This window comes from Kocuria sp. CPCC 205260 (genome assembly GCF_040981045.1).
Lineage (GTDB): Bacteria > Actinomycetota > Actinomycetes > Actinomycetales > Micrococcaceae > Kocuria > Kocuria palustris.
On the sequence record NZ_JAVKPT010000001.1, the window covers coordinates 684,027 to 696,588 of the forward strand.

The 12,562-nt window shown below is 71.7% G+C and carries 12 protein-coding genes; 4 read left to right on the forward strand and 8 right to left on the reverse strand.

Features of this window, described 5'->3' with window-relative positions; all coding sequences use genetic code 11:
• Positions 1 to 29 precede the first annotated feature (29 nt).
• Positions 30 to 464, reverse strand: a complete 435-nt coding sequence (locus RF645_RS03065; RefSeq protein ID WP_137801646.1) for a hypothetical protein — start codon at positions 462 to 464, stop codon at positions 30 to 32.
• Positions 465 to 836: 372 nt separating this feature from the next.
• Between RF645_RS03065 and RF645_RS03070 the strand changes: the two genes are divergently transcribed.
• Entirely contained in the window at positions 837 to 1,085 is a 249-nt protein-coding gene (locus RF645_RS03070; RefSeq protein WP_006215304.1) for a WhiB family transcriptional regulator, read from the forward strand.
• Positions 1,086 to 1,101: 16 nt separating this feature from the next.
• On the opposite strand, the gene RF645_RS03075 is transcribed toward RF645_RS03070, so the two are convergent.
• The 3 genes from RF645_RS03075 to RF645_RS03085 all read right to left on the reverse strand — a co-directional run bounded on the left by RF645_RS03075 (position 1,102) and on the right by RF645_RS03085 (position 5,037).
• Positions 1,102 to 2,709, reverse strand: coding sequence for a sensor histidine kinase (locus RF645_RS03075; protein WP_171004053.1), 1,608 nt, complete (start codon positions 2,707 to 2,709; stop codon positions 1,102 to 1,104).
• 64 nt (positions 2,710 to 2,773) lie between these two features.
• Positions 2,774 to 4,357, reverse strand: coding sequence for a CpaE family protein (locus RF645_RS03080; RefSeq protein ID WP_368818569.1), 1,584 nt, complete (start codon positions 4,355 to 4,357; stop codon positions 2,774 to 2,776).
• Entirely contained in the window at positions 4,354 to 5,037 is a 684-nt protein-coding gene (locus tag RF645_RS03085; RefSeq protein WP_171004052.1) for an SAF domain-containing protein, read from the reverse strand. Before RF645_RS03085 ends, RF645_RS03080 begins: the two co-directional genes overlap by 4 nt.
• A 331-nt stretch (positions 5,038 to 5,368) precedes the next feature.
• Here RF645_RS03085 and RF645_RS03090 point away from each other — a divergent pair, with 331 nt between their 5' ends.
• Complete coding sequence (locus tag RF645_RS03090; protein ID WP_137801642.1) at positions 5,369 to 5,587, forward strand: helix-turn-helix domain-containing protein; 219 nt, start codon at positions 5,369 to 5,371, stop codon at positions 5,585 to 5,587.
• Between the two features lie 4 nt (positions 5,588 to 5,591).
• Here RF645_RS03090 and RF645_RS03095 read toward each other — a convergent pair whose 3' ends face one another.
• Positions 5,592 to 6,161, reverse strand: a complete 570-nt coding sequence (locus RF645_RS03095) for a hypothetical protein (protein WP_137801641.1) — start codon at positions 6,159 to 6,161, stop codon at positions 5,592 to 5,594.
• A 271-nt stretch (positions 6,162 to 6,432) separates the two neighbouring features.
• Between RF645_RS03095 and RF645_RS03100 the strand changes: the two genes are divergently transcribed.
• Together RF645_RS03100 and RF645_RS03105 are read left to right on the forward strand one after the other, a co-directional pair.
• Positions 6,433 to 7,044 carry a LysM peptidoglycan-binding domain-containing protein gene (locus RF645_RS03100; RefSeq protein WP_368818570.1) on the forward strand — a complete coding sequence of 204 codons (612 nt, stop codon included), beginning with the start codon at positions 6,433 to 6,435 and terminating at the stop codon, positions 7,042 to 7,044.
• A gap of 105 nt (positions 7,045 to 7,149) precedes the next feature.
• Positions 7,150 to 7,632, forward strand: coding sequence for an Rv3235 family protein (locus RF645_RS03105; RefSeq protein WP_268142689.1), 483 nt, complete (start codon positions 7,150 to 7,152; stop codon positions 7,630 to 7,632).
• A 108-nt stretch (positions 7,633 to 7,740) separates the two neighbouring features.
• Here the strand turns inward: RF645_RS03105 and secA are convergent, their stop codons facing one another.
• The 3 genes from secA to RF645_RS03120 all read right to left on the reverse strand — a co-directional run bounded on the left by secA (position 7,741) and on the right by RF645_RS03120 (position 12,462).
• On the reverse strand, positions 7,741 to 10,536 hold the full coding sequence (secA, locus tag RF645_RS03110) for a preprotein translocase subunit SecA (RefSeq protein WP_024290867.1): 2,796 nt from the start codon (positions 10,534 to 10,536) through the stop codon (positions 7,741 to 7,743).
• A 245-nt stretch (positions 10,537 to 10,781) separates the two neighbouring features.
• Entirely contained in the window at positions 10,782 to 11,462 is a 681-nt protein-coding gene (gene raiA, locus RF645_RS03115; protein ID WP_006215313.1) for a ribosome-associated translation inhibitor RaiA, read from the reverse strand.
• 139 nt (positions 11,463 to 11,601) lie between these two features.
• Entirely contained in the window at positions 11,602 to 12,462 is an 861-nt protein-coding gene (locus RF645_RS03120) for a ComF family protein (protein WP_200904759.1), read from the reverse strand.
• Positions 12,463 to 12,562 lie beyond the last annotated feature (100 nt).

Below are 12,562 nucleotides of genomic sequence, written 5' to 3' on the forward strand. Positions count from 1 at the left end.
GGGCTGGGCGGGACGACGGAGACTGGCCGTCAGCGCCGATCCGGCGCGACGTCCTGCGTGGTCCAGTCCACGACGTCCTGGCGGAAGAGGGAGCCGCCCGCGACCAGGGCGGCCGCCGCCACGAGAAGGGCGAGCCACCGGCTCAGCGGCAGGAGGATCGCCACGGCGATGATCACCGCGAACAGCTGGAAGGTCAGCGCCGCGGCACGGGGCCAGCGCCTGCCAGCCCACAGCGCCATGGAGGTGCGCGCCACCCACAGCCCTCCGGCTGCCAGCAGGACGGTAAGCATCAGCGTGGTGACCGCGGAGGCGGCGTGGCCCGTGAACAGCCCGGAGAGCGCCCACAGCGCGCCGGCGAAGACCACCACCGACTCGGCGGCCACGATCACCACCAGGGGCACGAGGGCCTGGGGGCGCAGAGGCCGAGCGGCCTCGGCGGTGTCTCGGTGACCGGCGGATGCCACGGGCAGCTCCTGGAAGGGTCTTCGGGGCAGCCGCGGACTCGCGCGGCTCCTTGCCGCATCAGCGTATCGCCGCAGGGCACCGACCACGTCCACGAAGGCCGATCCCGCCCGACGACCCGGCCGCGTGATCGGCGCTCGCAGTGGGCTTCAGGAATTCTCCGGGGATTCGGGAATTCACCCCCGAGATCCCCGTCGGGAAGGGGTGTGACGAATGTCCCATCCCCTTGTTCACGTGCCGTTCACATGGAAAAGTGGAGGAGATCTTGAACGGGTCGCTGACGACCTGTCACCCGCCCTCCAGGGCACCCCTCACCTCGCCGGGCATTGCCCCTGCCCGGCCGTCGCGTGCCTTCTGAAAGGAGTCGAATCGTCATGGATTGGCGTTCACACGCAGCCTGCCTCGAGAAGGACCCGGAGCTGTTCTTCCCCGTGGGCAACACCGGCCCGGCCCTGCTCCAGATCGAGGAGGCCAAGGCCGTGTGCCGCACCTGCGACGTCATGGACGAATGCCTCTCGTGGGCCATGTCCTCCGGCCAGGACGCCGGAGTCTGGGGCGGCATGAGCGAGGACGAGCGCCGCTCCCTCAAGCGCCGCAACGCCCGCGCTCGCCGCGCTTCCTGATCAGCTCATCGCCTCGTCACGACGAGGCCTCGTACACCGGCACGGTCATCTCGATGACCGTGCCGCTGTCGTCTCCGGGGCGCCAGCTCACCGATCCGTCGAGCTCCCCCAGCACCAGGCTGCGCACGATCCGGCTCCCCAGCCCCGCCGAGGGCATCGACGATCCCTCGGGCTCATCGGCCGACCATCGTCCGCTGCTCATGGAGGGATCCATGCCCAGGCCGTCGTCGACGATCGTCACGACCAGCTCCGCGCACGGAACCGGACGGCCTTCGGCGCGAGCCTCCCGGCAGGTCGAGGGGTCCGGATCACGGCGCTGCGCGCTGACCTCGATCGTGCCGTCGCGACCGCTCAGCCCGTGCTCCACGGCATTGGTGAGCATCTCGTTGAGCACCAGGGCCATGGCCGTCACCTGCTGACCCGGCAGCCGGCCGAACCTCCCCGTGACGCGCGTGCGCACGGTCTGCCCGGTGGCGGCCAGCTCGGCGATCGCACGGATCTGGCGGCTGAAGTGCTCGTCGAAGTCCACCGAGCCCTCGGGAGTGTGCGACAGCGTCTCATGCACCGCCGAGACGGCCTCGAGCCGTCGCATGGCCTCCGACAGCCCGCGCCGTGCCTCCGGGCTGTCTGCGCGGCGCGACTGCATGCGCATCATGGCCGCCACGGCCTGCAGGCTGTTCTTCACGCGGTGGTGCGTCTCGCGGATGGCGGCGTCCTTGGAGGACAGCTCGCGCTCGCGCCGACGCAGCTCGGAGACATCGCGGCACAGCAGCAGCGCACCGACCCGCTGACCGTCCTCGGACAGCGGGACCGAGCGGAACATCACGACCACGCGGCCCCGGCGGACCTCCGCGTGGCTGGGGACCCGACCGCGCAGCACGCCCATCAGGCCCTCGTCGACCTGCTCCCCCGCGAAGGCTCCGGAGCCCAGCGCCTCCGTGAGCCGCTGCCCGAGCGCGGCCTCCCCGGCGCCCAGTCGGGCGACCGCGGAGACGGCATTGGGGGACATGAAGGAGACGCGGTCGTCCTGGTCCAGTCTGATGACGCCATCGCCCACGCGCGGATTGCCGCGCCGGGGCGACGGCTGGGTGCCGGCCTGCGGCCACTGCCCCCTCCCCGCCATGCGCATCAGCTGAGCCGCGACCTCGCGATAGCTCTGCTCCCCCGGAGAGGTCGTGGTCCCAATGCTGCGCTCCGAGATCAGCGACAGCAGCGCGATCGGCTGCCCGTCGAAGAAGACGGTGGTCACTATGGCCTGGACGTCGGCAGCCAGCCCCGGCAGCAGCCGCTGGCCCGTGTTGCGGTGGGAGCTCACACCGGCAGCGCCCCAGATCTCGCGCAGCAGAGCGCTGAGCGGGGGGCCGAGATGCTGGCCGATCTGGTCAGCAGGGAAAAGGGTCTGCGTGGTCCCCGGCCGGGCGTGATCGAGGATCAGGAAGTCCGTGTCGCGAGCCGGCAGGCGCATGGCGCCCGGAGCGGGCTCGAAGCTGCGATCGGGGAAGGTCAGGTGGACATCGCCGAAGCCCAGATCGGCGAGCATCTGCCACTCGCCCACGAGCAGATGGAGGTGCTCGACGGCCTCCTCGGAGAATCCATCGCGGCTGCTCAGCTCGACGAGGGACACGCGCTCGGGCTCCTTCCGCCGCAGCGGGCGGCATTGCCCGCACGGGATCGTGGCTTCGAGGCTATCACCGGCGCAGCCAGCCTCCCACGGCCCGTCCCAGACGGGTTCCGCGGACGTCCTCGATCTCCTCCGCATCCTGCTCAGGGCCCAGATCTCCGTCCAGGCGGCGCAGCACCGAGCCGGCCAGATCGCGCAGCTGCGCGCGCAGGCTCGACGACGGCGCGGATTCTGCCAGCACGGAGCCGGCAAGGGCCGCCGCATCCACGGTCTTCGGCTCCCAGGACAGGTGGGCGTCCCACTGCCCCGGTGCACCGATGGCCGCCCATGCCTCCTTCAGGGCGGCCCGGGGCGAGCTTCCGGCGGCAGAGCGGCGCACCCGGTTGGCCACGAGCATGACCGGGGCCGGCGTGAGCTCGAGCAGTCCCGGAAGCGCCCGGGCCGCACGCGGGATCCCGAGCACCTCGGCCGAGCAGACGGCCAGCACCAGGTCGGCCTCGGCCAGCGCGGCCGTGGTGGCCGCCGATCGCCGCGGCATCTCGATCTCCGAGACCAGCTCCTCGTCCTCCTCCAGGCTCGCCCCGACGTCGACCACGATCACCGGCGCTGGCCCGCGCGACGGGGCGGCACCGGAGCCGTCGGCGAGCTGAAGAGCCCGGGGCATGTGCTGGCAGGCGCGCAGCATTCGGCGCACGCTGCCGGCGCGCAGCTCAGGCCAGCGCTCAGGGCGCGTGATCCCGGTCAGCACCATCAGCCGGCCGCGGCCCACCTGGACCTCCACGGCCGCCCGCTCGAGGGCCTCCGGGCTCAGCCGATCCCGGTCCGCGGCTCGACAGGCCAGGGCGACGCCGGCCGTCTCGTCGAGCAGCCCCAGCAGCGCCGCCGTGGACGGGCCCCAGGTGTCCAGGTCCACGAGGGTGGTCTCCACGCCCTGCTGGGCCAGCTCCGCCGCCAGGTTGATCGCCACCGTCGACCGACCCGGGGAGCCGTGCGGTCCCCAGACCACGACCACGCGCCCTCGAGGAGGCAGACCGCTCGAAGCGTCGAGGCCCACCGCCTGCTCGGGCTCCTCGAGCAGGCGGCGCCATGCGGCCTCTGGATCCTCATGATCGGGATCCAGCCGATTGCCGCTTCCCTCGGACTGCCCGGGCGCGCCCCTGCCAGGGTCGACGACGCCCTCGACCTCGTCGCCGCCGAGCATCATCGGCGGATCGCCGGGGCGGAAGCGCGGCCCCTCAGCAGCCTCCAGGAGGCGCTGGGCGATCTGTCGCGCCGGCAGCTGGGCAGGGACCTCGAGCGCACCGAGGCGCTGCCAGTCGATGGCATCGGAGGCAGGATCGTGGGCGTCGTGGGCCAGGCGGTCATCCGGCGCGTCCTCTGCCTCCGCCCCGTCGAGCACGGCGACGAGCGGCTCGTGGACGACCACGGCCACCACGGCGCCGTCGCGGTGCAGCGCATCCAGGGCCGGTGCCGTCAGCTCGGGCTCATCGGCGTCCACCAGAACGGCCAGCGCCAGGCCCGAGCGCACCACGGCCAGCAGCTCGACCAGGTCCCCGCAGCGGCGCACGAGCGTCACCGGCCCGTGCAACCGGTCGACCTCCTGTCCGAGCAGATCCGCCTGCTGGCCGAGGCAGGCCAGCGGAAGGCTCATCGTCCGCCGCCCAGGTGCGGCACCAGCGTGATCCTGGATTCGCCGGACAGCGCCCCCACGACCGCCTCCACGTCCGCGGAGTCCACGAGCACCTGGGCGGTGGCGTCGTCGTCAGCGGCCAGCCCGCCGGCGGATTCCTCCACGCCGGCGAGCTCCGCCCCCTCCAGGATCTGCACCGGTTCGTCCCACTGCCCGCCGGTCCGATCGCGCTGGGAGGCCCAGATGTCCACGTGGTCCCCGGGCTCGGTTCCCGACGGAAGCGGAGTGGCCAGCGGTATCCCGATGGGACGACGGTCGATGTCCTCCTGCCGCCCCAGGGATTCCGTGGGGATCAGCTGCCCCTCCGGAACGCGCTGGAGCACGACTGAGCCCTCGTGCAGCTGCTGCGCCCCGGCCACATACTGCTCGCCCGTGGACTCCAGCCGCAGGTCGACGGTGCGCAGGTCCTCGGCCGTGACGGTCTGACCGACCTCCAGATCCCGATCAGCCACGACGAAGGACTCCGTGGCATCGCCGTAGGTCACGGTGGCGGTCGTGGCGGCGATCGCCACCACGACGAGCCCCAGCCCGACCAGCAGCCGCGGCTCGCGCCAGCCGGGACGACGCAGCCGTCCGGCCGTCGCGGTGCCCGAGGCGCCCGAGGCGCTTCGGGATGAAGTGGTCGAACCGGATCTGAGCACGTTCGCCTCCTGGAGTCGGCACAGCGCCGCGGGCCGTCCGTGGCGCTGCGATCGGCCATGCCCGCTTGCGAGCGGACCGATCCGGTGCTCATCGTGACCCGGCGAGGGCCCGCCCGGGAGACCTCGACTGGAACTGTGGACGACTCGATGACTTCAACTGCGCTCAGACGGCACGAACTGCATGCCTCTCCACGGCAGAGCACATCATCCGGGGGCGAACCGCCTCAAGGCGGCTCATCCACAGCCTCTGCCCACGTCAGCGCACTGGATGGCACAATGTCCACAGTCGCAGCCGGCCTCGGCCCCGACCCCGGAATCTCAGGAGATCACCATGGCAGAGCCGCAGTTCCTCACCCTGGCCGATGTCGCCGACATTCTGGCGATCTCGGCCTCCCAGGCCCGGGCCATGGTCCGCTCGGGCGAGCTGCCGGCCATCCAGGTCGGCGGCCGCGGTCAATGGCGGGTCGAGAAGGCGCGCTTCGATCAGTGGATCGAGAAGCGTCACCAGGAGACCGCTGAAGCCGTGCGCGCGGGCGCCTCCCTGGACTGAGGCCTCAGGCGCGCCCGGCCGCCGCGGCGTTCGAGACCACGCAGGCGATCGCCGAGAAGGGTACCGTCCGCATGGCGCGCACCGCCCGACGACGCCGGAACTCGTCGTCCGGGTGCATCGCCAGATCCAGGTGATCGCGCCCGGCCCGGTCGATCGTCCCCTCCAGCGCTGCGCCCGGCACGCCGTCGACCAGGATCACCCGCACCCCCGCCCTGGCCTGCGCCAGCGCCCGCACCGCCTGTCCCAGCCCGAGTCGGCTGCGGCGCTGCGGATCGCCGCGACGCCGATCCAGCCCCTCGACCCACAGCACCGACTCCAGCGGGATCAGCAGCTGGGCCGCGGAGCCGTCGAGCATGACCCAGCCCATCCCGGCACCGGCCGCCTCGCCGCGCACCGACGAGCCCCCTCGCAGCCCCACATGGACCGCTGCGCCCTCGCACCCCAGGAACCGGTCCTGCAGCAGCGCCTCCGCGATCTCGGCGCGAGTCAGCTCGGCCGCCTCCCGCTCCACGTCCCGGAAGCGCTCGGCCGCCAGCTGCGCTTCCATGTCCGCGAACAGCTCATCCCAGCGCATCGGCTCCCCCGTCTCCCGAACGCCCCGCCCGCGGCAGGCCACTGCGACCAGCCGTGGACCGACCTGCCCGGAGTCTACGAAAGACATCCCTTCACGGCGCTTCATATTGAGAATCATCGTTGATTGACACCTGACGCGTCCTCCTGGAAGCTATGAGCATCAACAGTCACCAAATGGCATCAAATGACAGCATCTGAGAGGATCTGCCGCTCCGGGCCTCCGGCTCGGGCGGGGTGCGCAGAGCAGGTGACCATGACGCCTGGAGGCAACCATGTCGGTGCAGTGCGCAGCCCGCTTCGCTCCCCCGCCGCCCGTCGAATCCACCGCCGGACTCAGCGCATCCGGCCGGCCCCACGGCTCGTCCGCCCGGCGCGGTCTGGGCACCGGGACCGTCCTGCTCCTGGCCGGCGGTGCCGCCGCGAGCGCCTGGGCGGCCCCCGCCTCCGCAGACGCGCAGGTCGAGGCCCCGGCACCTGACGAGCAGCGCGAGAGCGCCAGCGATCTGCCGGTCCAGAGCCCCCGCACCGCGGTCGGCTCGCCGGTGAGCCCCTTGTGGAGCGCTGCGACGATGCCCGGCGCCCTCGACGCAGCACCCACCGGAGTCGCGACCGCAGAGTCCGCACCCATCGTGCATGCGTCTCCGCCGCAGACCTCGCCGGAGCGGATCCAGGACCGCCTGGCCCAGGCCACGCTGGTCCTGCGCAGCGGAGAGAGCCTGTGGTCGCTGACCGGTCAGCTGCTGGGGCCCGATGCCTCGGCGGCGGAGATCGCCCGGTCCTGGCCTCTGCTGTGGGAGGCCAACGCCGATCAGATCCGGGACCCGGATCAGGTGGCCGCCGGGACCGTCCTGCAGGTCCCGCCGCAGCTGCTGCCCGAGCAGTGAGACCGACCGGCCCGGCCCGCTCGAGACGCTGTCACCGGCCCGGCCCCGCCCCGCTGCCGTCTCTTCCACCCGCCCTTCCGTCCCTGACTGCCCCAGGAGTCCGCCATGCCCATCACCTCGCACCGCCCGCCGACCCCGCGCACCGGGGATCGCACCGCCGCACCAGGCACGGCCCGCCCGTACGTCTGGCGTCAGCAGCAGCGCACAGCTCCGCGACCGAGCGCCCCTGGCACCGAGCGCGAGCGCGCCACGGCTCTGATCCGAGCCGTCGCCGTCGCTGCCGTCGAGGTCCTGGCCGGCGCCCGGCCCGCCAGGCAGCTCGCCCGCTGGGCCGAGCCGGAGATCGTGGATCGTCTTCATCGCCGAGCCGTCCTCCTGCAGAGGCGCAGAGCTCTGGAACCCGCTGAGGCGCCCGTGCACCGCGTGCATCAGCACTCGGAGGTCCGCAGCCAGCGCGTGTGCGCCGTGGACGCCGGAATCTACGAGGCAGCCCTGGTCATCTGCGACGACGCCCGCTCCCGCGCGGTCGTGGTGCGGGCCGAGCGGCAGGAGCAGGCCTGGCGCATCACGGTCCTGGAGGTCGGCTGAACCATCCCTGCGGGGCCGCCCGAGCACGGAAGAGGGGCCGGGCGGAGGCACTCGCCTCCGCCCGGCCCCTCCGACCTGCCCGGACCGTCCCTCATGGGCGCAACGTCCTCAGTCCTCGGACGACGCCCGCTTCTTGGCCTCGCGCGCGGCCTTGGCCTCTGCGGCACGGCGCTCGGCGCGCGATCGCGGCTGGGCCGGGGCCTCGCCGCCGGAGGCCGCCGGATCCGAGACCGACGACGCGGTCGGAGCCGAGGCCTCTGCCGATCCCCGGGAGGAGGCCTCGGAGGACTTCGCGCCGCTGCGCTCGGTGCGCACCTGGGTGCGTCCGCTCTCGCTGGGTGCGGAGTACTGGAGGAACTTGGGCTGCTTCGGCAGCCCGGCCCCCAGCGGTCCGCCGCCGGCGTTGGCGCGCTGCGAGCTGAGATCCACCGAGAAGAGGTAGGTCACCGTCTCCTCGCGGATGCCGTCCATCAGGTTCTGGTACATGATGTGGCCCTCGCGCTGGTACTCGACCAGCGGATCGCGCTGAGCCATGGCGCGCAGCCCGATGCCGTCCTTGAGATAGTCCATCTCGTAGAGGTGCTCCGGCCACTTGCGGCCCAGCACGGAGAGCACCACTCGGCGCTCGAGGTTGCGCATGGCCTCGGAGCCGATCTGCTCCTCGCGCTCCTCGTAGACGACCTCGGCGTCCGAGACCAGCTGCTCCCGCAGGAACTCGGTGCTGAGCTTGTCGCGCCCGCCCGCTTCCTCGATCAGCTCGTCCTGGGAGACCGAGACCGGGTAGACCGTGCGCAGGGCCTCCCACAGCGCGTCAAGGTCCCAGTCCTCGGGGTGCCCCGAGCTGGTCTTCTCGACCACGATCGAGCCCACGACCTCCCGGAGGAACTGCTGCACCTGATCCTGGAGGTCGTGGCCCTCGAGGATCCGGCGGCGGTCGGCGTAGATCGCGGTGCGCTGGCGGTTCAGGACGTCGTCGTACTTCAGGACGTTCTTGCGCTGCTCGGCATTGCGGCCCTCGACCATGTTCTGCGCCGAGGCGATCGCCCGGGAGACGATCCGGAACTCCAGTGCGGTGTCCTCCGCGGCGTTGGCCATCAGGCGAGAGGCGCCGCCGGCGTTGAACAGGCGCATGAGGTCGTCGTTCAGGGACAGGTAGAAGCGCGACTCGCCGGGGTCGCCCTGACGGCCGGCGCGCCCGCGCAGCTGGTTGTCGATGCGACGGGACTCGTGGCGCTCCGTGCCCAGCACGTACAGCCCGCCGAGCTCCTTGACCGTCTCGTGCTCGTCGCCGATCTCCTGCTCCGCGGCTTCCAGGATCTCGGGCCACTTCTGCTCGTAGCCCTCCGGGTCCCGGTCCGGGTCCAGGCCGAGCTCCTTCATGCGCTCCATGGCGATCGCCTCGGCATTGCCGCCCAGGATGATGTCCGTGCCGCGACCGGCCATGTTGGTCGCCACCGTGACGGAGCCCTTGCGCCCGGCCTGGGCCACGATGGCGGCCTCGCGCTCGTTGTTCTTGGCGTTGAGGACCTCGTGCCGGATGCCCCGCTTGGACAGCAGCTTGGAGAGGTACTCGGACTTCTCCACCGACGTGGTGCCCACCAGGATGGGCTGGCCCGTCTCATGGCGCTGCTCGATGTCCTGGACCACGGCCGCAAATTTCACGACCTCGTTCTTGTAGACCAGATCCTCCCGGTCCTCGCGGACCATGGGCCGGTTGGTCTCGATGGCCACCACGCCGAGCTCGTAGGTGTTCATGAACTCGGCCGCCTCGGTCTCGGCGGTGCCGGTCATGCCGCCGAGCTTGTCGTAGAGGCGGAAGTAGTTCTGCAGGGTGATGGTCGCCATGGTCTGGTTCTCAGGCTTGACCTTCACCTTCTCCTTGGCCTCGATCGCCTGGTGCTGGCCCTCGTTGTACCGACGGCCCTTCAGGATGCGTCCGGTGTGCTCGTCGACGATCTGGACCTCGCCCTTGACCACGACGTAGTCCTTGTCTCGGGCGAAGAGCTCCTTGGCCTTCAGGGCGTTGTTCAGGAAGCCGATCAGCGGCGTGTTGGAGGTGTCGTAGAGGTTCTCGATGCCCAGCCAGTCCTCGACCTTGTCGATGCCGGGCTCCAGCACGGAGACCGTGCGCTTCTTCTCGTCGGCCTCGTAGTCCTCGTCCAGCTCCAGCCGCTCGACGAGCGAGGCGAAGACCGAGTACCAGCGGTTGGCCTCGCCGGAGGCCGGACCGGAGATGATCAGCGGGGTGCGGGCCTCGTCGATGAGGATCGAGTCGACCTCGTCGACGATCGCGAAGTTGTGCCCGCGCTGCACCAGCTCGTCGACCGACCAGGCCATGTTGTCGCGCAGGTAGTCGAAGCCGAACTCGTTGTTCGTGCCGTAGGTGATGTCCGCGGCGTACTGCTTGCGGCGGACATCCGGGGACTGGCCCGCCAGGATCGTGCCGGTCTCCATGCCCAGGAAGCGGTAGACGCGGCCCATCTGCTCCGCCTGGGAGGAGGCCAGGTAGTCGTTGACCGTGATGACGTGGACGCCCTTGCCGGACAGCGCATTGAGGTAGGCGGGCGCGGTGGCCACCAGGGTCTTGCCCTCGCCGGTCTTCATCTCGGCGATGTTGCCCAGGTGCAGCGCGGCCCCGCCCATGAGCTGGACGTCGTAATGGCGCTTGCCCAGCACGCGGTGCGACGCCTCACGGACCACGGCGAAGGCCTCCGGGAGCATGCGGTCCAGGGACTCGCCGTCCTCGAGGCGCTGGCGGAATGCGTCCGTCTCCGCACGCAGCTCGGCGTCGGTGAACTTTCTGAAGCCGTCCTCGAGCGTGTTGATCGCATCGGCATAGGACCGCAGGCGGCGCAAGACCTTCTTGTCGCCGGTCCGGAGCACCTTCTCCAGGATGGACGCCACTGGCACACGCTCCTTGATCGTGGGGGCTGCGTCGCCGTGGTCGATCCGAGGCACGGCACGGGACCTCCCGCGACGAGCTCCCCGGTCCGAGGCCGTGGGGTCGGCCGGCGACTCAGGACAGTCTACGGCAGGGCGCATGAGCGCAGACGCGACCGGGAGTCCTCCGGTCGCGTCTGCGGTGCGCTGAGCGCGAAGTCCGCACGAGCGGCTTCCAGGCCGAGCCCGCGGCCCGGCGGGGGGTCCGTTCAGCTGGCCTGGTAGGCCCTCTCCTCCACGGTCTCCGGCTCGGCGACGGAGTCGCTGAGGGAGATCACACCGTATTCCCAGCCCTTTCGGCGGTAGGCCACGGAGGGCTCGTCCGTGGCCGAGTCGATGTAGAGGAAGAAGTCGTGCCCGACGAGCTCCATGCGGTCGATGGCCTGGTCCGCGCTCATCCGCTCTGCCGGAAAGCTCTTGCGGCGGATCTCGACGGGCGGGACGTCCTCGCTCAGCGCGTACTCGGTGTCGAAGGCCTCGGACTCCGCCGCCGAGAGCTCCTCCGGGGACGCGTAGGGGCGGTCGCTGATCGGCAGGACCGGAAGGGCGGCGGTGGCCTCGTGGACGGCGGTGGGGCGGTGGTTGCCGCGGTGGATCTTGCGGCGATCGCGCGCGCGGCGCAGCTGCTCGATGAGCTTGGCGTAGGCGGAGTCGAAGGCCGCCTGCTTGTCATCGCCGCGGGCCTCAGCGCGCACCACGGGTCCGCGGCCGATGACGGTGGCCTCGACACGCATGCCGTCGTGGCCGGGCTGGGGGTTCTCCTTGAGGACCTTGATCTCGATCCGCTGGACCTTGTCGCCCAGCTCCTCGAACCTCGCCACCTTGGTCTCGACGTATTCGCGGAAGCGATCGGAGATGGTGACGTTCCGGCCCTGGATGGTGAGTTCCATGATGTCCTCCCAGTCAGCGGACCGGCTCCCGCAGGACGGGGGACAGTCCGTGGTAGACCCTGCGGAGGCCGACGAGGGCGACCCCCACCCGGGACGAGGGGTCCCGGTAACAGGATATTACCCGGCTCACACCTGCGATTCATCCACCGGCCTCCGGAGATTCGCGCGCCGACCTTGCGGTCTGCGCTGAGGGCGCGCCCACCGCGCCCAGCACGACGGCGCCCCGCACCTCGATGCCGCCCGCCTCGAGCCGGCGCGCCGCCCGGCGCAGTGTGGAGCCCGTGGTGAGGACGTCGTCGACGAGCACCGCCGAGACCGGCACCGGCGAGCGCAGCCGCCGCCCCGGGCGCTGCAGCACGAACGGGTCCTCGGCACGTGCGCGTCCGGCGGCGTCGCGGGTCTTCTGCGACCCCGTCCACGGCGCGGGCCCGAGGTGCAGAGCGGCCCCTGCCGTGCGCGATCGGTGGGCGAGCCACGGCTCGATCCGCGCGCCGGCCGGCAGCAGGCCCTCGCGCCCCGCCCTTGCCAGCAGCTCGCCCACCGGATCGGACCACCGGCGCCGCAGCGCTCGAGCGGACGTGGGGATCGGCACGAGCACCTGATCCGCAGAGTCCTCCCCGAGCCCGGCGCGCACGGCGCGAGCGAGGATCGGTGCGAGCACGGGAAGCAGATCGGACCGCCCGCCGTCCTTGAAGGCCATCAGGCACACCGCCAGCTCGAACTCGTACGGCCCAGCGGCCACGACCGGCAGCCCGCCGAGCTGAGCGGCGCCGGTCTCCACCCGGCGCGGTCGCGAGCAGCTTCGGTGCAGCAGGCGACGACAGGGACGGCACACCGACTCCCCCGGCTCCCGGCACACCGCGCACTGGACCGGCACGAGAGGCTCGATCCCTCGAAGGGCGACCTGGCCCGCCCGGGCCAGGCGCAGCTCCAGGGACTTCCCAGAGGCCGCGCTGCTGCTGCGCCCGGACCGGGCTCGACGACTCACGGGCTGGCTCACGGCGGCAGGATCTCTGATCGGCAGAGGACCCGGACCGGCTTCGTGGCGCCCCGCGACTCCCGCGGCCCGCGCAGCGGAGGCGAAACGGCCTGTGGAGCCC